Annotated in this window: 13 protein-coding genes; 12 read left to right on the forward strand and 1 reads right to left on the reverse strand. The window is 42.1% G+C overall.

Features of this window, described 5'->3' with window-relative positions:
- Nucleotides 1-33 precede the first annotated feature (33 nt).
- Genes RMO55_RS01785 through RMO55_RS01810 form a run of 6 tightly spaced genes read left to right on the forward strand, consistent with a single transcriptional unit; the run spans nt 34 to nt 16,110 of the window.
- A complete protein-coding gene (locus RMO55_RS01785; protein ID WP_310422582.1) occupies nt 34-4,944 on the forward strand; it encodes an aminotransferase class III-fold pyridoxal phosphate-dependent enzyme in 4,911 nt (1,636 codons plus the stop codon).
- On the forward strand, nt 4,937-6,070 hold the full coding sequence (locus tag RMO55_RS01790) for an acyltransferase (RefSeq protein ID WP_310422585.1): 1,134 nt from the start codon (nt 4,937-4,939) through the stop codon (nt 6,068-6,070). Before RMO55_RS01785 ends, RMO55_RS01790 begins: the two co-directional genes overlap by 8 nt.
- Nucleotides 6,071-6,115: 45 nt before the next feature.
- A complete protein-coding gene (locus RMO55_RS01795; protein ID WP_310422588.1) occupies nt 6,116-9,379 on the forward strand; it encodes an amino acid adenylation domain-containing protein in 3,264 nt (1,087 codons plus the stop codon).
- Nucleotides 9,376-13,578, forward strand: a complete 4,203-nt coding sequence (locus tag RMO55_RS01800) for an amino acid adenylation domain-containing protein (RefSeq protein WP_310422591.1) — start codon at nt 9,376-9,378, stop codon at nt 13,576-13,578. The genes RMO55_RS01795 and RMO55_RS01800 overlap by 4 nt, the downstream gene beginning before the upstream one ends.
- 22 nt (nt 13,579-13,600) lie before the next feature.
- On the forward strand, nt 13,601-15,019 hold the full coding sequence (locus RMO55_RS01805; protein WP_310422594.1) for an oligosaccharide flippase family protein: 1,419 nt from the start codon (nt 13,601-13,603) through the stop codon (nt 15,017-15,019).
- Complete coding sequence (locus RMO55_RS01810) at nt 15,016-16,110, forward strand: glycosyltransferase family 4 protein (RefSeq protein WP_310422597.1); 1,095 nt, start codon at nt 15,016-15,018, stop codon at nt 16,108-16,110. The genes RMO55_RS01805 and RMO55_RS01810 overlap by 4 nt, the downstream gene beginning before the upstream one ends.
- 193 nt (nt 16,111-16,303) lie before the next feature.
- On the opposite strand, the gene RMO55_RS01815 is transcribed toward RMO55_RS01810, so the two are convergent.
- Nucleotides 16,304-17,245: a methyltransferase domain-containing protein gene (locus tag RMO55_RS01815; protein ID WP_310422601.1), complete on the reverse strand. Its 942-nt coding sequence runs from the start codon at nt 17,243-17,245 to the stop codon at nt 16,304-16,306.
- 449 nt (nt 17,246-17,694) lie between these two features.
- Here RMO55_RS01815 and RMO55_RS01820 point away from each other — a divergent pair, with 449 nt between their 5' ends.
- From RMO55_RS01820 to RMO55_RS01845, 6 genes are all read left to right on the forward strand, one after another.
- The gene (locus tag RMO55_RS01820; protein ID WP_310422604.1) at nt 17,695-18,957 is read left to right on the forward strand and encodes an O-antigen ligase; all 1,263 of its coding nucleotides are present in this window, start codon (nt 17,695-17,697) and stop codon (nt 18,955-18,957) included.
- 39 nt (nt 18,958-18,996) lie between these two features.
- Complete coding sequence (locus RMO55_RS01825) at nt 18,997-20,076, forward strand: glycosyltransferase family 4 protein (protein WP_310422607.1); 1,080 nt, start codon at nt 18,997-18,999, stop codon at nt 20,074-20,076.
- 414 nt (nt 20,077-20,490) lie between these two features.
- A complete protein-coding gene (locus RMO55_RS01830) occupies nt 20,491-21,264 on the forward strand; it encodes a WecB/TagA/CpsF family glycosyltransferase (protein WP_310422610.1) in 774 nt (257 codons plus the stop codon).
- Between the two features lie 64 nt (nt 21,265-21,328).
- A complete protein-coding gene (locus RMO55_RS01835; RefSeq protein WP_310422612.1) occupies nt 21,329-22,285 on the forward strand; it encodes an NAD-dependent epimerase/dehydratase family protein in 957 nt (318 codons plus the stop codon).
- 159 nt (nt 22,286-22,444) lie between these two features.
- A complete protein-coding gene (locus tag RMO55_RS01840) occupies nt 22,445-23,581 on the forward strand; it encodes an endo-1,4-beta-xylanase (protein WP_310422615.1) in 1,137 nt (378 codons plus the stop codon).
- 121 nt (nt 23,582-23,702) lie between these two features.
- Nucleotides 23,703-26,015: a polysaccharide biosynthesis tyrosine autokinase gene (locus RMO55_RS01845; protein ID WP_310422617.1), complete on the forward strand. Its 2,313-nt coding sequence runs from the start codon at nt 23,703-23,705 to the stop codon at nt 26,013-26,015.
- Nucleotides 26,016-26,067: the final 52 nt, after the last annotated feature.

Consider the following 26,067-nt stretch of genomic DNA (forward strand, 5'->3'; position numbering starts at 1 on the left):
GGCTGCCGAGCGTAGCCGAAGTACTATCCCCTCATGAACGATATCCAAACAGTAGAAGCTCCAGATCCCATTGATGGAATTGCTATTATTGGGATGGTCGGCAAATTTCCAGGAGCGAATAGTGTCGATGAGTTGTGGCAAAATCTTTGTCAAGGGATAGAGTCAATAACTTTCTTTGAAGATCGGGATTTAGATCCAAGTATCGATCCGCTGTTAAGCCAAGATCCTAGTTATATTAAAGCGAGAGGAATCATTGCTGAAGCAGAATCTTTTGATGCTGCTTTCTTTGGCATTAATCCGCGAGAAGCTGAGGTCATCGATCCGCAGGCGCGAGTTTTCCTAGAGTTGGTATTCGCTGGATTAGAAACTGCGGGTTACGACCCAGACACCTTCGATGGTCTGATTGGGCTATATGCAGGATGCAGTCAGAACACTTATTTTACCAACCATCTACACGGTCGTCAGGATATTATCGATCGAGTCGGTGAATTGCCGATGATGTTTGCCAGTGAAAAAGACTATTTGACGACTCGTGCTTCTTATAAGCTCGATCTTAAAGGGCCGAGCGTCAGTATCAGTACCGCCTGTTCTAGCTCTCTGGTGGCAGTCGCTCAAGCCTTTCAAGCTTTGACTAGCTATCAGTGCGATCTCGCTGTGGCTGGTGCGGTCTCGATCTCGTCACCACAGCATCGTGGCTATCTGTATCAAGAGGATAGTATTTTTTCTAAAGACGGGCACTGTCGGGCTTTTGATGCCCAAGCAAATGGCACAGTATTTGGCAATGGTGGGGGCTTGGTCGTCCTCAAACGGCTGGAAGAAGCACTTGCCGATGGAGACAAGATTTATGCGGTAATTCGTGGTGTAGGGGTCAATAATGACGGGGCTGATAAGGTCAGTTTTTCGGCTCCGAGTGTGGATGGACAAGCTCAAGCGATCGCGATGGCTCAAGCCTATGCTGATTTTCACCCCGATACGATTTCTTATATTGAAACTCACGGTACTGGGACGCAAATGGGCGATCCGATTGAAGTTGCCGCACTTACTCAAGCCTTTCGGCTTCAAACTGATGCTAGACAATTTTGTGCGTTGGGATCGATCAAAAGCAGTATCGGTCATTTAGCTGATGCCGCCGGAGTCGTAGGGCTGATTAAAACAGCGTTGGCTCTAGACCACAAGCAGCTTCCCCCCAGCATCAATTTTACAACTCCCAATCCCAAACTCGATCTCGAACATAGTCCCTTTTATGTCAATACCGAGCTGGTGGAATGGCCCGCCGGATCGAGTCCCCGTCGCGCAGGGGTGAGTTCGTTTGGAGTGGGTGGGACAAATGTTCATTTGGTGGTGGAAGAAGCTCCTCCAGTCAAACCTACTGGTAAGTCTCGCCCTCAGCAGTTATTGTTACTGTCGGCGAAAAACAGTACGGCGTTAGCTACTGCTACGAGCAATTTAGGCGTACATCTAGCATCCCACCCCGATATCGATCTCGCAGATGTCGCCTATACGCTCCGTCATGGACGAAAGGCATTTAATTATCGTAGTTGTATCGTTTGTCAAAATCCCGCTGATGCAGTTAGCGGATTATCTGGAGATTCTCGACGGGTGATGACTCGACAGGTATCAGCCCAAAATCCAGATGTCGTATTTATGTTCCCTGGACAAGGTTCGCAATATGTGAATATGGGCGTAAATTTCTATCATGACGAACCTGTATTTCGGCAGATCGTCGATCGATCTGCCGAGATCCTCACACCATTGATAGGCGTGGATCTTCGATCGATCTTATATCCAACCGCTGCGGATAAAGAAACTGCGGCGATTTCCCTCGCCCAAACCTGTTTTACTCAGCCAGCATTATTTGTAATTGAATATGCTCTCGCTCAATTATGGCAAAGTTGGGGCGTTGTGCCGCAAGCGACGATCGGACATAGTATTGGCGAATATGTATCTGCTTGTCTAGCGGGGGTTTTCAGTCTGGAGAATGCCTTATTACTGGTGGCGACTCGGGGGCGATTAATGTGGGACTTACCACGCGGATCGATGCTTTCTGTGCGGTTGTCGGCGACAGCTATCGCCGCTCACTTGAGTGCAGATTTATCAGTAGCCGCGATTAATAGTCCGTCATTGTGCGTTGTCTCTGGCTCCACAGAATCGATCGAACGGCTCCAAGCAAAACTAGAGTCACAAGAAATTGTCTGTCGATTATTGCATACTTCTCATGCTTTCCATTCTACGATGATGGATTCGATCGTCGATCCCTTTGCCGCAGTAATCAAGCGGGTGAAGTTAGCACCGCCCCAAATTCCTTTTGTTTCGACAGTTACAGGCGATTGGATTACTGACGAGCAAGCGACAGATCCCCACTACTGGGCAACTCATCTGCGTCAGACGGTGAAATTCGCCCCAGGGATTCAAACGATTTGGCAGCAGCCAGGGCGAGTTTTATTAGAAGTAGGTCCCCGCACGACGACGGCTACTCTCGCCCGCCAACAAGCCAAAGATCCTCAACAGCAAATCGCTATTTCTGCTCTGAGTGATACTCCAGATAACGAGTGGACGGCATTACTACAAGCCGTTGGGCAACTATGGCTAGCTGGAGTCTCCATTAACTGGGCTAACTTCGATGCAGGGGAAACGCGCTCTCGAATTCCGCTACCTACCTATCCTTTCGATCGTCAACACGTTTGGATCGATCCACTCCCTCATCCTAGTCGGAGCGCTTCCCATCCTCCAGCAGCAAATTCTCAACCTCACATAGCAACGCCGATGTCACAGCCACAACCACCCGCAGTATCTTCTAGTGCATTGCTAATTAACCTGCTCAAGGAAATCTTTACGGCAACATCAGGGCTAGAAATGATGAATGTCGCTGAATCGACAACGTTTCTAGAAATGGGTTTAGATTCTTTATCGCTTACCCAAATTGGTATTGCTCTAAAGAAAAAGTTTCAAGTCAAGGTTACTCTTAGACAGCTACTCGAAATTTACCCCACCTTCAGCACCCTAGCAGATTTTTTAATCCAGACTTTACCGCCAGAACTGTTACCAGCTTCTCCAGTTATTATTGCATCTGTCTCAGTCGCTCCTGTTGTTCAGATCGAACTGCAGCGAACGATCTCCTCCAACCCAGCTACCCAACTAGCTGGATCTAGTGCGATCGAAACTGTCATTGCGCAGCAGTTGCAACTGATGAGTCAGCAACTAGCTCTATTAGGTCATCATGGTTCGCTCCCGATGCCCGCGATCGCAATTCCCCCTGAGCAGGGCACATCGCTGCAAAATGTTGAATCTCAACCATCGATCGTAATTAGTGCCGTAGAAGCGCAGAAAACTCAATCTTCTGACTTATTACGCAGTCGGATCGAATTACCAAATGCAGGGAAAAATCAGGCTAAAACTCTAACAGATGGACAACGCACTCATTTAGCTCAAATCATCCAGCGGTATACGCAGAAAACGCAAAAATCCAAGGAATTTGCAGGGGCACATCGGGCTTATCTAGCCGATCCGCGCACTGTTTCGGGCTTTAATCCGACGATCAAAGAGATGGTATATCCGATTGTCGTCGATCGATCGAGTGGTACCAAACTCTGGGATTTAGATGGTAATGAGTATGTCGATTTAGTCAATGGCTTTGGCTTGAATTTATTTGGGTGGTCGCCAGCTTTTGTAACTGAAGCAATTACCAATCAACTTCAACTGGGGATGGAAATTGGACCACAATCTCCCTTAGTTGGTGAAGTTGCCAAACTGATGTGCGAATTGACTGGTTTCGATCGAGCTGCCTTCTGCAACACTGGCTCAGAAGCCGTGCTGGGAGCGATTCGGATCGCCCGCACGGTGACGGGGCGAGACTTAATCGCTATTTTTGCGGGAGCTTATCATGGGATTTTAGATGAAGTAGTCGTGCGTGGCACTAAGCAATTGCGATCGATTCCCGCCGCGCCAGGGATTCCCCCCGAAATGGTTGCAAATATTTTAGTGATTGATTATGACGCACCCGACGCGCTAGAAATTCTCAAGAGTCGGGCGCACGAATTGGCGGCGGTGATGGTAGAGCCAGTCCAGAGCCGTTCGCCAGAATACCAACCGCGAGAACTACTCCATCAACTCCGCGATTTTACCCAGGAATCAGGAATTGCCCTAATTTTCGATGAAGTTGTGACTGGATTCCGCATTCACCCTGGTGGGGCGCAGGCGCATTTTGGGGTTAAAGCTGATATTGCTACCTACGGCAAAATCGTCGGTGGGGGATTACCAATTGGCATCATCGCTGGTACGTCAAAATACATGGATGCCCTCGATGGTGGCTACTGGCAATTTGGGGATGATTCGATTCCAGAGGTGGGTGTAACTTACTTTGCGGGTACTTTCGTGCGCCATCCCCTCGCGCTAGCATCGGCTAAAGCGGTGCTCACTCATTTAAAACAGCGTGGTGCTAGTTTACAACAACAGCTTAATACGACAACCGATCGATTCGTGGCAGAACTAACGGCTTATTTCCAACAAGTTGGCGCACCATTTACCGTCCATAATTTTGGTTCGTTATTTATGGTCAAGTATCCCCCCAATTTCCTGTCGGGAGATCTGTTATTTTACTTGTTACGGGAAAAAGGAATTCATATTTACGATCGTCGTCCTTGCTTCCTGACCACAGCGCATACTGATATCGATTTGGCATTGGTGATGACAGCTTTTAAAGATAGTATTGCCGAGCTACAAGCTACGGAATTTTTAGCTCCGCTCGTTGCTATAGCCTCTGTAAAAGAGCCGCTAGTTAGTCCACAATTAAAACCTAAAATCGAACAAAACGGCAATAATAAGGTTACTAATCGACCCCCACAACCAGATGCTAAATTAGGACGAGATCGACAAGGAAATCCAGCTTGGTTTATTCCCGATCCGGATCGAGCTGGTAAATATTTACAGGTGGAAACTCATGAATAAGCAAATCGGATCGCTGACAGCTTTACGGGGTATTGCTGCAACAGTCGTTGTGATTCTTCATTTCGCTTATTCAACTTTACCTGAAGCAGGTGTATTGTTATCAAGACACACCCGCTTTTTTAGGGATGGATATTTATTTGTCGATCTATTCTTTATCCTGAGTGGGTTTATCATGACCCATGTCTATTTAGAGAGTTTTGCTTTAGGTGTGAATAAATTTAACTACTGGTCATATCTCCGCGCCCGATTTGCCAGAATTTATCCACTGCATTTATTTACACTAGCAATACTAGTTGGCTTGGAGCTATTCAAACTATTTTTGCCAAATTTTAACGCATTTACTGGCAAATTTAATCTCAATGCCCTGGTTGCCAATGTATTTATGCTCCAAGCTTTTGATTTTCATTGTCCGCCACTATTTTGGTGCAAAAGTTCTTGGAATGAGCCTGCTTGGTCGATTAGTGTAGAATTTTTGATTTATTGTATCTTTCCATTTATATTATTTGCATTGCTCAAAACCAAGCCTAAAACTGACTGGATGATTTTTTTCGTCACACTGGGTCTCCTCCTACTATTAATTAGATTTACTAGAGGTACTTTAGAGTCGATTATTGGTCTGCCGTCGATCGCTAGATGCGGTTTAGAATGTGTGCTGGGAATTATTACTTACAAAGCTTATCAATGGAGTAAATATCAAAATAATCTCAATTATAATCTCCTAGAGATTGGATCTACGATCGTGGTGCTAGGACTGATGCATAAATGGATTCGCAGTCGGGTTATTTTTGATTGGTTGACTCTACCAGCCTTCTCGCTGCTAATTCTATCTTTATCCAGTGCAAAGAATGGCTTTGTATCAAAAATATTGAATTTTCCACCACTGTTGTATCTGGGGACAATCTCCTATTCAATTTACATGGTGCATTGGTGCCTGATTGAGTTTTTGGAGACGTTTTGGCTGAATGAATTTCATGTAAAATTTGGTAGTAATTTCGATTCAAATCAATGTTTGCTAGCTTTAGCCTTGTTTACCCCGATCTCTCTAGTCGTAGCATCTGCAACCTATCATTTTGTTGAAGTTCCGATGAGAAACGTCCTTAATCCTAAGCTGCAAGTTTCAAGCTAGATCGAATCAATAGATGATTAATATATATTAAATTAATTTAAACCAATGAATATTAACTCCAATTCAATCGATTCTCAATCCAAATTAATTGCTATTGATTTTGACCCATTTGCAGATGGCGAACTGCTCTTAACTGCACCAGCAACTCCATCTCAAACCGAGATTTGGCTGTCTGTCCAAATGGGCGATGCTGCTAATTGTGCATACAACTTATCTCAATCATTTCGGTTAAATGGATCGCTAGATCGAGTAGTCCTCGCATCAGCTCTTCAGCAATTAGTCGCTCGACATGAATCGCTCAGAACCACCTTCAGCTCGAATGGCGAATCACTCTGTATTGTTGCCGATTTACGGATCGAAATTCCGACGATCGATCTTACCGCCTTATCGCCACCAGAGCGAGATTTACAACTAACCCAAATCGTCAAGCAAGATCTCAACCAGCCTTTCAAGATCGAGCAAGGTCCCCTGTTTCGGGCACAAATCATCGAATTAGCAGATCGAGAGCATTTACTATTACTCACCGCCCACCATATCATCTGCGATGGTTGGTCTTGGACGATCCTAATTGAAGATTTGGGTGCATTATATTCTGCCCAAGCTCAGGGAATTACCCCCAATCTGCCAATCGCTGAAAAATTTAGTGACTATGCTAGTGCGGAGATCGCCGCAGCACAGCAGCCAGAAGCGATAGAAACCGAGCAATACTGGTTGGCACAATTTGCCGACTCTGTGCCTGTAGTCGATTTTCCCACCGATCGACCCCGCCCACCACTACGCACATTTAATGCGGCGCGGGAAGATTACGATTTAGATCTTGAAGTTGGCGAACAGCTCAAACAACTCGGTCAAAAATTTGGTTGTAGTTTTACAACGATGATCCTCGCTGGATTTGAGGTGTTATTACATCGGCTGACAGGGCAAACCGATTTAGTTGTCGGGATTCCCTCCTGTGGGCAAGTCGCAACGGGGCAAGATCGGCTGGTGGGACACTGTACGAATTTATTACCATTACGAACTCAAATTGATGGAAAGCAGCCATTTACAGACTATTTACAACAGCGTCGATCGACTATTTTAGATGCTTACGAACACCAACAATTTACTTTTGGCAGTTTGGTGGGTAAGTTAGCTCTACCACGCGATCTCAGTCGGATTCCGTTAGTGCCGATTATGTTTAATCTAGACAGAGCGGCGGTAAGTAATCGCAGTTTATTTAATGGATTGGAGCTATCTAGTCATCTGAATTCGCGTGAGTTTGAGACGTTCGAGCTATTTATCAATGCGGTAGAGCTAACTGATAAGATTGTGTTGGAGTGTCAATACAATACCAATTTATTCGATCGAGCAACAATTCGGCGGCGGATGTCTGAATTTGAAACTTTGTTACGGGGCATCGTTGCCCATCCCGAACAGTTAATTTCACAATTACCGCTCCTGACAACCGCAGCACGACAGCAGTTACTTATAGATTGGAATGCGACTCAGGCGGATTATCCCGACACAAAATGTCTACATCAGTTAGTTGCAGCGCAAGTCGAATTGACTCCTGATGCTGTGGCTGTGGTGGATGCAGGGCAACAGCTCACCTATGCAGAGTTAGATATTCAGGCAAATCAAGTCGCCAATTATCTGATCGATTTAGGCGTGCAGACGGAAACCTTTGTCGGGATTTGTGTTGAGCGTTCCCTGGCGATGGTAGTCGGATTACTTGGCATTCTCAAAGCGGGTGCAGCCTATGTGCCGATCGATCCTAATTATCCACTCGATCGGATCGAGTATATGCTCCAAGATGCCCAAATTAATGTGCTATTAACTCAACAGCCTTTAATTAACAGGCTACCGACTCAGATCGAAAATCTAGTTTGTCTAGATACAGATTGGCAGAATATCGCTCGAACTGCTAAGACTGCAACCCAGGTGAAGATTACGCCCGATCATATTGCCTATCTCATCTATACATCCGGCTCTACAGGTAAACCCAAAGGAGTCGAAGTATTGCATCGCGGTGTGGTGAATTTCCTGACTTCGATGCAACAGCAGCCAGGGATGACGGCGACGGATATTCTGCTATCGGTGACGACATTATCCTTTGATATTGCGGTATTAGAAATTTTCTTACCAATAACTGTCGGCGCACGGGTAGTATTGCTCAGTCGCGAAGATGCAATGGATGGACAAAAATTGGCAGCCACGATTGCTGAAGCGGGAATTACGATGATGCAGGCTACCCCCTCAACTTGGCGACTACTACTCGAAGCTGAATGGGCTGGTAATCGAAATCTAAAAATTCTCTCTGGTGGGGAAGCAATTACTAGCGATGTGGCAGCTCAGTTACTCGCTAAAAGTGGTGAAGTCTGGAATATGTATGGCCCAACTGAAACGACAATCTGGTCTACAGTTTATCAAATAACTGGAGCCGAACAGCGGATCTCGATCGGCAGACCGATCGCCAATACTGAGATTTATATTCTAGACGATGAGTTGCAACCAGTACCGATCGGCATTGCTGGATCACTATATATTGGTGGCGCAGGATTAGCCAAAGGCTATTGGCAACAGCCGACTTTAACTAACGATAAATTTATCCCTCATCCATTTAGTCATGCTCCCGCCAGAATTTACCAAACAGGTGACTTGGCGCGGTATTTACCCGATGGCAATATTGAATGTTTGGGTAGGGCAGATTTTCAAGTTAAATTACGCGGCTTTAGAATCGAACTAGGTGAAATCGAAGCCTTGCTCTGTCAACATCCTACCATCGCTCGATCGACTGCAATTATTCGCGAAGATCTACCTGGAGATCGTCGCTTGGTAGCTTATATTGTCGCCAACCCTCAGTCTTTAACAGCTCCAGTTCCCAGTGAATTGAGGCAATTTCTCCAACAGAAGTTGCCCGATTATTTTCTCCCTGCGGCGATAGTCACCCTTCCATCGCTACCCCTAACGCCAAATGGTAAGATCGATCTCAAAGCTCTACCCGTACCAGATTCAACCAGTTTTCAACTTCAAACTAGCTTTGTCGCTCCCACTACCCCAACCGAAATCACCCTCGCCCAGATCTGGATTCAAGTGCTGAGAATCGATAAAGTTGGCACTAACGATGATTTCTTCGAGCTGGGCGGGCATTCTTTATTGGCGACTCAAGTTATCTCTCGTGCTCGTCAAGCATTTGCGATTGACATCCCGCTGCAATCATTATTCGAGCAACCAACAATTGCCGGATTAGCCAGCCGCATCGATACATCGATTTGGTTTAAGGATGGTAGTCAAGAGAGTTCCGCTGAGATGGAGGAGATTGAAATATGAGTACCCTAGAATTATTATCCGAACTACGTCTACTCGGTGTCCAACTTTCTACCGATGGTAAAAAGCTGAAATGTAAGGCACCTAATGATACTCTCACACCTCGGTTGCGATCGGCATTAGCCGATCGCAAAGCGGAAATTATTAGCTTTTTACATGAAGGCAATCGCGGAGTAGGATCGACAGTGGCAGAAATTCCGACTGTGCCCCGAGATCGAGATCTACTCTTGTCTTTCGCCCAACAGCGATTATGGTTTCTCGATCGCATCGAACCGAATAGCTCTTCCTACAATATCTCAGAAGCTGTCCAGTTGACAGGCGAGTTAGATTTGCAAATCTTACAACAAGCTCTCGATGCGATCGTGGCTCATCATGAAGCAATTCGCACCAATTATCTCACGGTAGATGGCAACCCGATCCAAATCATCAACGCACCTTGCCAATTAAAACTAGAGATCGTCGATCTCCAACAATATCCAGCCACTGAACAGCAACTAGAAGTCCAAACATATCTCCATCAAGCCAGTCAAAAACCATTTAATCTCACTACAGATCTGATGTTGCGCTGTTGCTTGTTGCAATTAGCACCCAATCGGCACATTTTCCTGGCAACGATGCACCATATTGCCTCAGATGCTTGGTCGATGGGTCTATTTTGGCAGCAACTAGGACAAGTCTACAATGCTTTCTTACAGCACCAACCCAATCCCTTACCCCCACTCCCAATTCAGTATGCAGACTATGCTGTGTGGCAACGAGAGTGGCTCTCCAGCGCAGTTATCACCCAGCAACTCGACTACTGGAAACAACAGCTAATTAACGTCAATCCCGTCTTAGACTTACCGACAGACTATCCCCGTCCAGCAATTCAGACCTATGCTGGTAACATTAGCTCGATCGATCTATCGCCCCAACTAACGGCAGATCTCAAAGCTCTCTGTCGTCAAGAGGGTGCGACGCTATTCATGACGCTACTTGCCGCATTCCAAACGCTGATGTCTCGCCAGAGCGGACAAGAAGATTTTATCATTGCTTCGCCGATCGCTGGTCGAAATCGCACCGAAGTAGAAGGATTAATTGGCTTTTTTATTAATACTTTATTATTAAATGCTGACTTATCGGGCAATCCCAGCTTTCAAGCACTATTGGGGCGCGTCCGCCAAACGGCACTAGGCGCGTATGCTCATCAAGATGTTCCCTTTGAAAAACTGATCGAAGAACTAAACCCCAGACGCGATCTTAGTCGCAATCCCTTGTTTCAAGTATTGTTTAATATGCTCAACATCGAGGATCTGAACTTAGATCTTGATGGGCTGACAGTAGCACCAATCGCCATCGCCGAAGCTAATTCCAAATTTGACTTAACTCTCTACGTCAAAGAACAAGATTGCCAAATCCATTTCGATCTCGCCTACAATACCGACTTATTTGCACCAGCCAGAATGGTAGAAATGCTCGCCCAATTTGAGCAACTCCTCACCCAAATCGTCGCCCATCCAGCTCGCCAAATTCAGTCCTATTCCCTAGTTACCCCTAACGCTCAAGCCCTCCTTCCCAATCCTCGGCTCTCCCTATCCAAAACAGAATACGCCCCAATTACTGCCACATTTACCAATTGGGCAACCCAAACACCCAACCAAACCGCCATTATTCAAGCCGAACGCACCTGGACTTATCAAGAATTGGCAACAGCAGCCCAGGCTATCGCTCAACTATTGAGAGCGAACCAACTCTCGATCGGTAATGCTGTAGCAGTTTCTGGCGATCGCAGTTTTGGACTAATCGCCAGTATGCTCGGCGTACTGATGAGTGGTGGCGTACTGCTAAATCTCGATCCAAATCTGCCGGAAGCTAGACAACAATTGATGTTGACAACCGCTGAGGCTAAATATCTCTTAGCTGTTGGGAGAGCAGGCTCGATCGCCAATCTCAGCGCAGAGATCCAGATTTTGACCATCAACCCCGATACAGGTAAAACGAGTTACCCAGAGACGATTAATGACCCAAATGCGGCACCAATTGCCCTACCCATAATAGATGCCGCTGCCTATATCTTTTTCACCTCCGGCACCACAGGTACACCCAAAGGAGTTTTAGGCACACATCAAGGATTAGCTCACTTCCTCACTTGGCAACGGGAGACATTCTCGATCGTACCTGAAGATCGCGCCGCACAGCTCACTGGTTTATCCTTTGACGTGGTACTCAGAGATATATTTTTACCGCTTACCAGTGGTGCCACCTTATGCCTACCCTCGATCGCCGAAGATCTCACACCTGGTAGAATTCTACCCTGGATGGAATGTCAGCAGATAACGATCCTGCATACCGTCCCCACCCTCGCCCAATCCTGGCTGATGAATGTCCCCACAGGCGTATCCTTACGGACTTTACGTCAGATATTTTTCGCAGGCGAACCACTCAGGGATACCCTAATTAACACATGGCGGGAGCATTTTCCCGCTGCTGGAGAAATCGTCAATCTCTATGGCCCCACCGAGACAACTCTCGCAAAATGCTACTATAGAGTGCCCAAAAATATCTATGCGGGCATTCAACCCATCGGCGGATCATTACCAGCAACCCAAACATTACTATTTAAACCAGATCGTCAACTCTGTGGCATTGGAGAAACTGGCGAAATTGCCATCCGCACACCATTTCGGACTAAAGGCTATATTAACGGCCCGGCAGAAAATCAGTCCCAGTTTATCGAAAATCTATTTGCTAATAACGAAGACGATTTAATTTATCTGACAGGAGATCGAGGCAGATATCTGCCCGATGGCACACTAGAGATTTTAGGTCGGATCGATCGCCAAATCAAGATTCGCGGTGTCCGCATTGAACCAGGTGAAATTGCTGCACTATTGAATCAACATCCTCAAATCCAAGCAACTGTAGTAATTGCCAGAGAGGATATTCCTGGCGATAAACGTCTAGTTGCCTACTTTGTGCCCAAACAAAATACTCACATTCAACCTAGCGAACTGCGGCAGTTTCTCAAACAGCAGCTACCAGACTATATGGTGCCATCAGCATTTGCGATGCTATCGACGCTACCGCTGACACCGAACGGTAAAATAGATACAAGGGCACTACCAGCACCCGATCTGAGCGGACAAGAATCCGCACCAAATTTTGTGGCTGCTCGCGATGAATTTCAAGTGCAACTTACAAAAATTTGGCAGCAAGTTTTAGGCGTTCGATCGATTAGCATTACTGATAATTTTTTTGAATTGGGTGGACACTCTCTCTTAGCTATTCGCCTCTTCAGTGAAATCGAGCGAATCTGGGGTAAAAATCTACCATTAGCTACTTTATTTCAAGCTCAAACAATCGAGAAATTAGCTGATATTATCTCGCAAGAAGGCTGGTCGGCACCATATTCTTCCTTGGTACAGATTCAAGTCGGCAGCACAAAACCACCACTATTTTGCGTTCATCCAATTGGCGGAAATGTCCTGGAATATTACAAGCTGGCAGCTTATTTAGGCGAAGAGCAACCAGTTTATGGGCTACAATCATTAGGGTTGGATGGAACCCAAATTCCGCTGCGCAGTATTGAAGCAATGGCTGCTCACTATATTACGGAGATGCAGATAATTCAACCAAATGGCCCTTACTTTTTAGTAGGCTATTCTTTTGCTGGACTGGTCGTATATGAAATTGCCCAACAACTACATCGCCAAGGTGAAAAAGTAGCTCTACTTGCGTTACTCGATCGAACTTCTCCCACCTTTGTCCCGTGTCGCCCTTCATTACTTAAATCTATAAAAATCCATTTATATAATCTCTGGCTATTAGACCTGAAGGGACGGGTGAAATATTTTACCGCTCGAATTAAATATAAATATATATATAAGGAAAATTTTAGAAAATATATGCTTGACGAATGGAAGAACACTCTTTCACCCGAATATGTTAATGTTTTCGATGCTAATCTCCAAGCTAGTCAAGATTATCAAACTCTAGTTTATCCAGGTAAATTGACTCTATTCCGTTGCCAAATTCAGCCCCAAAATCAAGCACTTTCTAACGATCTAAGCTGGAGCGATCTAGTAACTGGCGAGATCGAAATTTATCCTATTTCTGCCCCCCATTATGATATGTTGCTAGAACCACACGTTCGTTCTCTAGCTGAGAAATTAAAAGTTTGTATCGATCGATCTTTGGCAAATATTCACTCCCCGATCGATTAAAATCCGGTTTATCAAAAAAAGTATGCCACCAATGTCAGAAGGACGAAAACTAGCATTTAATTCGATCGCAATGTTAGCGAATCGATTAACACAAGGAATCGCCACATTTGTCTTAACTGCCGCGATGGCTCGGACATTAGGTGCTGAGGTTTTAGGACAATACTTGCTTGCCATTAGCTATTACTACATTTTTGTATATCTTGCCTCCCAGGGCTTCAAAACTCTATTTACTAGGGAACTTACCCGCAATCCAGAAATTACCCCAGTCTATTTAGTTAGCGGTACATTATTACAGTTGGTGTTTGGATCGATCGGCTATGTGGCAATGGCAATCGTCATATTTATCCTACCCTATAGCGATCGAACTTCATTCATTTGCTACATCACAGGCTTGATAATTATTCCATTTTCGCTCTCCAATGTAACTGAGGCGATTTTTCAAGCACAAGAAAAAATGCATATAATTGCATTCTCTACAGTGCCAATTTATCTGTTGCGACTATTAGCCATGATTTGGATGATGCAGCATCAACATGGACTTCCATATATTATCGGAATTTTATTTGGATCGGAAGTATTAATTCTTTTAATTCAATGGATATTTTTACTGCGGACTATCAAGCCTAAATGGCAGATAGATCGAGATTTTATTTGGAAAACTATTAAGGCAGCTCGGACATTTTTTGCGATCGAAGGAATCGGCATTATTGCCAGTAGAATTGATGTGCTTATTCTTTCTCTCCTCGGTAATGAAGCTCTAATTGGTATCTATGGTGCTATTTGTCAATTATTACAGCCCTATTTTATTGTCTCTAATAGTGTCGCTCTGGCAGCTTTTCCCAGTATGTCAAAAGCAGTAGCTGAAGGCAAGGATAAACAGCGGCAGGCAGCACAGAAGACGATTGAGATTCTGCTATCAATCAGTTTACCTTTCTTGGTTGGTATATTTTTTGTTGGCGAGCGATTGATAGTATTTATCTATCAAGATCCAAGTTTTGTCAAGGAAGCAATCGTTCTTCATATTATTTCAATAGCATTAATCACAGGTGGATTTTCCAAGATTTTTAGCTATTTACTTATGGCTAATGGTTTGGAAAAATTAAATTTAATTGAAGTTGTGATTACTAATATAGTCGGCAGCTTGACAGGCATTGTCTTAATTTCTCAATACAAACTGCTTGGTGCTGCACTGATGAGTTTATCTCTAAGTCTTACCAACTTTATCGTGCTTGCATATTTTGTCTACAGTCGCTTGTTTCCTCTACAACTATGGCAAGTTATGCGTCGCCCGCTGCTCATTAGTTTTTTGATGTCGATTGTGTTTTTAGTACTCGATCGAATTCATCCAGACTTTATCGTAACTTTAATCATCGCAGTTCTTGCTTATATAATTTTTGCTGGTTTAATAATTTTTCGTAAATCTGGAGGAGTTTACTCGTGAGAATTGCGCTATTGCATTTTTGCTTTGAAGACTACACAATTGAATTGGCAAATAGTCTCGTAAAACATGTTGACTTAACACTCATTCAACCAGAAAAAGTCTTTAATACCTGTCGAGATGCTCTCGATCCCAAGATCCGCACGATTAGCTTCCAGAAACCACGGATGCGAGATCCTCGTAATCTATCCTCGATGGCAGCGATGATGCAAATTATCAGAGATATAGAACCAGACTTGCTACACGTTCAGGAAACTAACGATCCGTGGTATGACATCACACTGATGATGAATAAAATGCCGCCATTAGTGACAACAGTTCATGACGTATCTAGTCATCCTGGAGATAAGCAAAGTGTCTTTGGCTCAAATTACACTCGACGGATTGCTTTCCACCGTTCTCAACAGATTATTATTCATGCCAATTATCTCAAGAATTTGGCAATCGAACAATTCAAAGTACCTCCAGAAAGATTAAATGTGATACCGCATGGAGAACTTGGAAGTTTATACCAACGATTAGCTAAGGATCGAGATCCGGTAATTAGAGAGCCTTGTACACTACTATTTGCAGGTAGAATTTGGCCATACAAAGGACTAAAATATTTAATCGAGGCAATGCCACTAGTTGCCGAAATTATCCCAGCAGTCAAACTAATTATTGCTGGAAGCGGTGAAAATATCGATCGATATTTCCCTCAAGGCTACGATCCTAGCCGTTATGAAATTCTCAATCGATTTGTTGAATCAGACGAACTAGTCCGGTTATTTAAACGAAGTACATTATCAATTTTACCGTATATTGAAGCATCCCAGAGTGGTGTTGCCGCCCTAGCCTATGGGCTGGGAACACCAATTATTGCCTCTGAGGTAGGTGGTTTACCGGAGGTAGTTAGACACGAGCAGGATGGATTACTTGTGCCACCAGGCAATGTTCGTGCTTTAGCTGATGCAATCGTTCGACTGTTAAAAGATCTCCCCTTGCAGGAACAGATGAGACAGGCATCACTAGTTCGTTGTCAGCAAGATTTGAATTGGTCAAATATTGCCGAACAAACATTAGCAACATATCATCAAGTAATAAAAATGAAATAAATCATTCAACAGAGAACAAGCTATAAAATTTTAGCGAAGGTCTATAGCCTAGTTTCAATCTAGTACTAGGCGGTGCAAGTTACGGGACTATTTCCAAACTCTTAACCCCGAATCCCGACAATAAAGTAGTAGCTTTATTTGCGCCGCCCTGTATTAGTTAAAAATTGTGTTTTATTTAGAATCGACTATTTTTTTATTTGTGAGCAACCAAGAAAATATTATCTGCAAAGATATAAATCTTTCTTAAAAATTTAGCGAAGGGGCGACGTATTTTTTTAATGGGAATCAAGAACAACATTTTCTCAACGAGTAGCATAAAATTGAAATATAAGGCACCAACTTTGGTTAGGCGATCTTGGTCTTTAATTCCTGATTTTTGGAGAAATTTGTTAATTCCAAAAGGAATAGTACAAGATATATTTTTAAATCCAGCTAAAGTTAATGGTTCAATTAATTGACTATATGTATACTCCTTGAGGTGCATACCTTTAGAATCATCATAGTCAAATACAAAGGAGACATCTTGTGGCCCAGTATGACAATGAGGTGTACTAAAAATGTATCGCCCATTTTTATTCAGGATACTAAAAGCATTCTGAAAGTGTGTTTGTAAATCGTCAGGATGAAAATGTTCGATTACTTGATTTGATACAACTAAATCGTAATAGTCCATAGGCTCAAACTGCACTAAATTTATGCCATCAGAACTCGCCCAAACTAAGTTAGGTAATGACTCATTTACGTGTTTCGATCCACGTTCTTTGGTAATTTCAGTACCTTTACATTCAAACCCACATTGAGCTAAATATGAGATCATCTCTCCTTTCCCCGAGCCAACCTCATAAATTTTCTTAGGCTTATCACCGATTGTTGTTACCCACGTCTGATACTTTTCAGATGCACTTCTAGTATCCCCTGGTATCTTGTTTAGCCATTCTAATTCGCTATATAGTAGAGTATAAGCTTGCTCGAATACTTCCCACCGACTTTCTGGAGTTGAGTCTAACAGCTCTTTTGTCAATTTTTTCTCTAAAGCCCAATGATGGAGTACCATTTCTTCTGAAATTTCTACATCAGTAGGGATGCCATAATAAGACTTGTAGCGACTTACTAATTTAATTCCTCTTGGTTCCATAAAATTAATCCTTTTTGAGACATAATGAATAGAGTTACCTTCTCCATTCTACTTACTTTTCGTCCCGTCATATACAGCTAATTGGCTGCTTTTTCGTAACTATTCGGGGGTGCGAAGTCAATGGGTTTGAACCATCACTGATACGATAAAACGACTAACTTAGACCCAATAGCTGCCTAGAATCGCTTGAAACCCATATTCTCTCATGACCCCCTGAACAGTTGTGCTTTTTCACATGGATCGGAATCTCACTCTGTGATAAAACTTAAATGATTATAATCATGTTGCTAATCACAATCGCAAGTTGAGTGAAATCACAGCATGTCAGCGATCTACATAATATAATAGCCTAATGATTGAGCAAATATAAATCTGATTAGAGATGGCAAATTTATCTGTTAATTTTAAATATGAAAAATATTTTTAAGCGTAATTAGCTCGATCCAATCATGAATAAAATACTTATATTATCGGAAAAAATATTCACAATTCTCTCTTTTCTTCACTATTCAGGAGGTCCATTATTTGTAATTCTCTCTGACGGTATAAGCGAGGGTGAATTCCCTGACACTACTCCTGAAATTCCTTTTATCAATCAAGTATTTTTGATAATTTACCCAATTACTTTTTGCTTGTTACTTTTAAGATGGAAAAAAGTCCTTCCAGCAATTCTTAAAAATGGCTTAATCTGGCTATTATTGGGAGTTGCCATATTGTCTATTTCTTGGTCATACTCACCAGAACTAACAAGAACTCGCGTTGTCGCTCTCACAGGGACGATGATGTTTTCGCTTTACTTTGCCACTCGCTACACCCTAAAAGAACAGTTGCAGCTACTAGGTTGGGTATTCGGGATAATTGTAGTTGGCAGTATTCTATTTTCTATAGCACTGCCAAAATATGGCGTAATGACCAATATTCATAATGGAGCTTGGCGCGGAATTTATAATCATAAAAATGTGCTTGGCAAAAATATGGTTCCCAGCGTCATAATCTTTTCACTACTAGCACTAAAAGCCCAAAAACAGCGTTGGATTTTATGGATTCTCCTCAGTGCATCTATGGGACTGATCGTACTTTCAAGATCGTCGTCACCTTTAATTAACTTGTTAATTCTGATAAATATATTCTCGATCGTGTATATCTTTCGCTGGAAATACATTTTCATGGTTCCCGCACTGATCGGAATATTATCAATCGTCACTATTATATATTTGTTACTTACCGCGAACGCCGAGCAACTTGCAAGTAGCTTTGGCAAAGATTTAACACTTACTGGGCGGACGAATTTTTGGCCTTTGATCTTAGATAAAATTTGGGAGAAACCTTTGCTTGGCTATGGATTTGGGGCTTTTTGGCAAGGATTAGATGGACCTTCTTCATATGTTTGGAATGCATCAAGTTTTAAAACACCAAATGGTCATAATGGTTACTTAGATCTTTGTCTCGAACTAGGATTTGTGGGACTATCAATTTATATGCTTCAATTTATCAACAGCCTTATTAAAGGAATAGCCTATATTATGTCAGTGAGAACATCAGATGCCTTTTGGCCGATACTATTGCTTTCTTACATCGTCTTATCTAATCTCACAGAAAGTTCACTCGTAGTGCAAAATAATTTTTTATGGACTATGCAATTATCAATATTTTTCTCTCTTTCTATTCCACAACCAAGTGAAATGACCGATCCAGTTCTCCAAAAAATATAGTATTCTAATAACAGATATCCATAGCCATTTTTTGATTCAATGGAAAAAATAAAAATTCTGATGTTGGGGGAAAGCTTAGATAGATTTGGTGGGATAGTTTCGGTTGAGAAGCTAATTATGGCATATGCACCTGCCGAAATTGAAATCGCTCATTTAGCTACGTTACCAGATGGATCGACAATACGTAAAATATTAGTCTTTCTCCAAGCTTTAGTCTTCTTGTGTTCGCGACTATTAACACAAGAAATAGATCTCGTTTATATCCATGTTTCTGAGCGAGGCAGTGCCTTTCGTCAAGCAATTACCACGACGATTTCATGGTTATTTCGTAAACCAGTAATTCTTCATAGCCATAGTGCAGATTTTCATGACTTTCATACTAATTTGCCACGAATTATTCAAATTGGACTAAGTTGGGTATTTTGCAAATCAAATCGATTTATTGTTTTATCGCACAGTTGGAAAAAATTCTATGTAGAAAATCTTGGTTTGAAGCCAGAACAAGTAATTGTATTACCTAACCCAGTAAAATTCCCATCGGCAATCCCTCAACGGATCGACACGCAGAAAGTTATTCTTTTGTTTTTAGGAAGAATTGGCGAACGAAAAGGATCTTTCGATCTAATTTATGCTTTTGCGGCTATTCCTGTAGCGCAAAAACAAAATGTCGAGCTAATTATAGCAGGAGACGGAGAAGGACAAAGAGCTAGAGATATCGTTGAAAAATTAAACTTAAGTCAGTATATTAAAATTTTGGATTGGGTAAATGAATTACAACGAAACGAACTTTTAGAAAAAGCAAATATTTTTATCTTACCTTCTTATAACGAAGGTTTACCGATGGCATTGCTTGAGGCGATGAGTTGGGGATTGCCTGTAATTACCACGCCTGTAGGTGGTATTCCTGAATTAGTAATCTCAGATAAAAATGGTTTACTAGTCAATCCTGGGGAAATTCAACAGTTAACAAAGGCAATGCAATCCTTGATTGAAAATGAAACTTTAAGATTATCTTTGGGAAATGCCGCTAGAGAAGCAGTCAGCCCTTTTGATATAAGTAAATATTCTGCTCGATTAGGAGCTATTTTCAGACAATGTTGTGAAGATAAAAAAGTGTAATGTAACATATTAGATTTTGTGAAGATAAAAAATGTTAATAAATACAGCTTTACCGAAATCATAAAGATCGCAAAGGATGGTATGTTTTTAGTATATTTTAGTGAAAATACAATCCAATATAATGTTTAAAAACTACTATAATTTAAGCCTAATGGCTGACGTTACAAACTAGATTAATGGCTTATCCTAGTAAGGTGCTAATCCGAGCAATACTTAAGTTTACTATTGTAGATTAAATCAGTTAGTGATTCTTGCTTTAAGACACTGAGACAGCAAAGGTTGTTTACGGTTATTGCATTCGCTAAAAGTTTACGTCAATCGGTAGAAATCTCCAGCTCGGAAGAATTGAATATTTACTTAAGACTTTTAGGTGTAAATTTTAATAAAGAATGATAAATAATTCTCGATCGAAATATGAAAACATGTAACTTTATTGGTACTCGCGTAGACGCAATTACCTATGACGAGTTGTTCGAGAGATGCGATCGTTGGCTTAAAGATAAGCAAGCCAAGTCAAAGCATATTGCTTGTGTAAACGTTAACTGTGCTGTTGAGAGCTATTTAAATCCTGAAATCGCCGCTATTTTCGATAAAGCTGATATTTCTGGCGCAGATAGTATGCCGTTTGTATACTGGATTAAACTCTTAACTGGTGAAAGATGCGATCGTCTTTATGCACCAGATATTATTCTGAAATTATGCGAAAGAAGCCTTCAATCTAATTACCGTTTATTCTTGTATGGAGGAGCAGAAGGCGTGCCTGAGAAAATGCAATCATTTCTCGAAACAAGTTTCCCTGGGATAAACATTGTCGGAGCATATTCACCTCCATTTAGACAATTAACTCCAGAAGAAGATCGAGAAATTTGCGATCGAATCAACCAGACAAATCCCGATTTTATCATTGTCGGTTTAGGTTCTCCGAAACAAGATAAATGGATGCAAGCACATTTAGATACAATCCCAGGCACGATCATGATTGCCTCTGGAGCAGCATTTGATTTTTTCGGTGGAACGATTAATCAAGCTCCAATCTTTATCCAGAAATCAGGATTTGAATGGCTATTTCGACTATTTCAAGATCCAAAAAGATTGTGGAAGAGATACACACTGTACAATGTTATTTTCCTGTGGATGTTCTTTTTGCAGATCGTTGGATTGAAAAAATTTGACAGTCGGAAAAATTAATTTTCCTCAGATTGTCATATAGACAAGTGTACTGAAACTTTCTTATTAGTTCAAAAATAATCAAATGAAAAAAATTCTAGTTGGTGGCGCAGGCGGATTTATCGGTTCTCACCTAGTTAAAAAACTCAAAGAGCAGGGATTTTGGGTGAGAGGGGTGGACATCAAACACCCTGAATTTGATACAACCTGTGCTGATGAATTTGAAATCTTAGATCTCAGAAGACAGGATGATTGTCTCAAAGCAACTAGAGACGTAGATACCGCATATTGTTTGGCTGCAAATATGGGTGGAATCGGGTGGACTCATGCTGCTCCAGCCGAAATTCTCCATGACAATCTCCTGATGTCTACAAATACATTAGAAGCTTGTAGATTGAGCGGAGTAGAAAATATTTTTTATTCATCTTCTGCTTGTGTTTATCCAAATTATTTACAAGAAACAAATGATAGCCCAGGATTAAAAGAAGATAAGGTTTTCCCTGCCGATCCCGACATGGAATATGGTTGGGAAAAGTTGACTGCCGAGATGATGCATGAAACCTATCGGAAGTCCTATGGTTTGAATATTAAAGTGGCTCGATTTCACAATATCTATGGGCCATTGGGTACCTATGATGGTGGTAGAGAAAAGTCTCCTGCGGCACTTTGTCGGAAAATTGCCAATATCCCAGGTAATGAAGGTGAGATTGAGGTGTGGGGCGATGGAACTCAGGCACGTTCATATTGTTATGTCGATGATTGTGTTGAGGGTTGCATTCGGATCGTGAATTCAGATGTAACGATCCCGCTTAATTTGGGGTCGGATCGAATGGTCACAATCAATGAGTTGATTGCGATGATTAGTGATATCTCTGGTAAGAAAATTCATTGTAAATACGATCTATCTAAACCTGTCGGTCCAAAAGGGAGAAACTCCGACAACACACTGATTCAACAAAAGTTGGGCTGGGCACCTAACATTACACTAGAGCAGGGCATGGCTGATACTTACAAATGGATCGAGGCTCAACTTAAAAAATAGTCACGCTGGATTCTTTGCCAACAGGCTCTGAGGGTACCCATCAAGGTACCTTCATCAGGTTATAGCAGTAATTAAAATCTACCTATTGGTGCAAGAGGCTAAGGAACAGTGAGTATAATTAAATTTTCTAGGAATCGGCTGATATCTAGACGACAAGCTTTGAAGATCGGGATTAGTGCTATTACTGCGCTTGCCATTTTGTCATTTGGTAAATTAAAGGTATTGAGCTACTTAATTTACACATTTACCGATAAACAGAAACCCAAGAATAATGAGCTGAGAACTTTTAAAATAGTTGGCAAGGGGTCTTTAAAAAGTAGAGCCAAGGCAAAAGGCTTAATTTATGGAGCGACACCAGAAGCCGATCACCAAAAATTCGATCGAGATCTACAGTTGAAGTCTATTTTTGCACGAGAGTGCGGTCTAATGGTATCAACCTTGCATTGGGACAATATTCGTCCAAACATCAACACTTTTGACTTCACCAAAGCCGACTACTTCGCTAAATTTGCTGCTAGTCAGAAGATGTTGTTGCGGGGTCATACGTTAGTATGGTACAACGCTCTACCGGAATGGCTGCCAAAAACAATAAATAGTCAAAATGCCGAAAAAATCCTGACTAACCACATTCAAACTGTGGTTAAACGTTACGCGGGCAAAATGCATTCATGGGACGTAGTTAACGAACCGATCGAACTAAAAGATGGTAAATCAACTTTCAGAAATAATATCTGGGCGCAGTTTCTCGGCAAAGATTATATCGATTTGTCGTTTCGGATTGCGGCACGATCCGATCCTAAGGCTTTATTAGTCTACAATGAAACCGATCTCGAATATAGCGAAGTCCATCAGGTCAAAACACTCAAACTATTAGAGCAACTGAAATCTAAAGGAACCCCGATCCATATCCTCGGAATTCAATCTCATCTGCTGAGTTATCGAGATGATTTTAATCCACAGAAGTTTAGAAAGTTTCTCAAAAATGTAGCTAGCTTGGGGCTGAAAATTATGATTACAGAGCTGGATGTGATCGACAAACATTTGCCACTAGATCCAAATAAACGGGATCGAATTGTTGCCGGAATATATGAGGACTATCTCACCGCTGCTTTAGCTGAAAAAGCCGTAATTGGGGTTGTTAGTTGGGGCTTAACAGATCGGTATACCTGGGTGAATGACTATATCCCGCGAGAGGATCGAGCACCAACCCGACCATTGCCTTTCGATCGGGACTACAAGCCTAAACTAGCATGGAATGCGATCGCGCGTGCTTTCGAGCGAGCACCAAGACGATAATCGCGAAAATATTTAATTAATCTGCTAAAAGCAATACCCCGTTGTAGCCCTTTGTTTCAGCCTTTTGGCGGATTGAAATCATAAAATACTTGTTATAATAGCGGATTATATAGCGACTTTTATGAAATCCAAAGAATCGATAGACTTAGACTTGAGTCATTATCTATTAGCCATGAAACGACGGTGGATACCTGCGGCTAGTATCTTTGCTTCTACAGTCGCCCTGAGTATTTTAGGTGCATCACTAATTAAACCATCATATCAGGCAGAAGGCAGATTATTATTTAAAAATTCTGCGTTTAAAGTAGTAGGTTCTAATCTGATACCGAGTAATAATGAAGGCGGCGAATCGGGAGAGTTGAAGCCATTGGTCACGAATCAAAATCCCATCAGTACTCAGATGGAAATAATTTCTTCTCGCCCATTATTACAGCGACTCATCGAGACACTAGATCTCAAAAATGAGAAAGGTAAATCCCTCAAGGTTATCGATTTGCAACCAGCACTGACTTCTAAAATTGTTGGCGGCTCGGATATATTGCAAATTAGCTATAAAAATCGCAATCCTAAAAAAGCTGCCACTGTCGTTAATACGCTGATGAATCTTTATTTAGAAAATGATATTCTCACGAATCGTGCTGAGGCAGAGACTGCACGTCAGTTTATGGACAAACAGTTGCCAAAGACTCGATCTGCAGTTAATGAATCCGAAGTGGCATTACGTAAATTTAAACAGCAAAATAATGTCGTAGATCTATCCGAAGAGGCAAAATCAGCCGTTGGCATTATTGGCAACCTGGAAACTACAATTAATGCGACACAAGCTCAACTGGAAGAGGCAAACGCTCAAAGCAAAGAACTGCAAAAAAAAGTTAATTTAAATGCTCAAGAAGCAATTGCCGTCAGTGCCATTAGCCAATCACCAGCCATCCAGGCAATTCTCACTCAACTTCAAGATGTAGAGCGGCAGCTAGCAACTGAAAGTAGCCGTTTTTCTGATAATAACCCAATCATAATTGGGTTAAAAGAAAAGCAATCCAAATTAAAAACTCTGTCAGAACAACAGATTCGTAGCACGATTGGCAATCAGGCCCAAATTCCCCAAGGATTATTGCGAGTTGGGGAACTCAAACAGAACATGATTAAAGAGTCATTACAAGCAGAAGTGCAGCGAACTGGATTGATTAAAAAATTGGCTTCACTTCAGAACTCTCGTTCGGCTTACGAAAAAAGAGTAAATGTGATACCTCAATTGGTACAAACGCAACGTCAATTGGAACGGCAACTTGAAGTATCTCAATCCACACATCAAAACTTATTAAAAAAGGTTCAAGAATTACAGTTAGCCAAAACAAAGAATACATCAACTGCGCGAATTATTGCTAGTGCAATTGTACCCGAAACACCAGATAATAGTCAAAAGACGATTGTTGGAGTTTTAGGGTTGTTACTTGGTGCTTTGCTGGGCACTAGTGCAGTTGCCTATCTGGAAATCAAAGATAAATCTTTGAAAACTGTCAAAGAGATCGATAAAATATTTGGATATACATTGCTGGGAGTGATACCTGCAAATAAGAAGAAGAAAACTCGATCTCGCGAGGTCGATGGTGCTTTGACAACACTAGAAGTTGCAGTTCGCGATACCCCACAGTCTTTAACTAGTGAAATGTCGCGAACAATCCAAGCTAATCTGAGATTTATCAGTTCGGAAAAAGCATTAAAAACGATTGCGATTACTAGTGCGGTTGCAAATGAAGGCAAGTCTAAAGTAGCCGCTAATTTAGCAGCAGCAATTGCTGGACTGGGACAGAAAGTATTACTGATTGATGCTGATATGCGCGTTCCTTATCAGCACCGTTTTTGGAAACTACCTCTGAAAAAAGGTTTGAGCGAGCTACTAGTTGGCAGATCTAAATTCAAGCAAAATTTATGGACGGTGATGGATAATTTAGATGTGTTAACGGCTGGAGCGAGACCGCCAAATCCGCTATCTTCGCTTGAATCCAAGCAAATGAAATCACTAATTCAAGAAGTTTCCGCTCTGTATGATTTTGTAATTATCGATACTCCGCCGATTCTGGTGGCTACAGATACGTTGACAGTCGGTCATCTGACTGACGGGATTTTGTTAGTATCTCGACCTGGGGTAATTGAGGCGAGTAATGCTCTTGCTGCTCGGGAAAAATTGGAACTAGCTCATTCTCATGTTTTGGGACTAATTGTAAATGGTGTAATCGAACAAAATGAAACTCAAGACCATTTTGCTTCTGCTCAAGACTACTTTACTGCCGAACAAGATACCGAAGTACCTTGGACAGATTACATGACACAACTCGGTGAAACCATCGCCGATCGATCTCGACAAGAAACCAGATTTACCGATTCAAAAATGGCAACAACCATGCTCGGCGAGTCAGACAACTCCAAAAAATAATCTCAGTTGGCAATCTACCACGAGTAACCTCGATCGCTTGGGCAGCTTATAA

It is taken from the genome of Chamaesiphon sp. VAR_48_metabat_135_sub, assembly GCF_031418915.1.
Classification (GTDB): Bacteria; Cyanobacteriota; Cyanobacteriia; order Cyanobacteriales; family Chamaesiphonaceae; genus Chamaesiphon.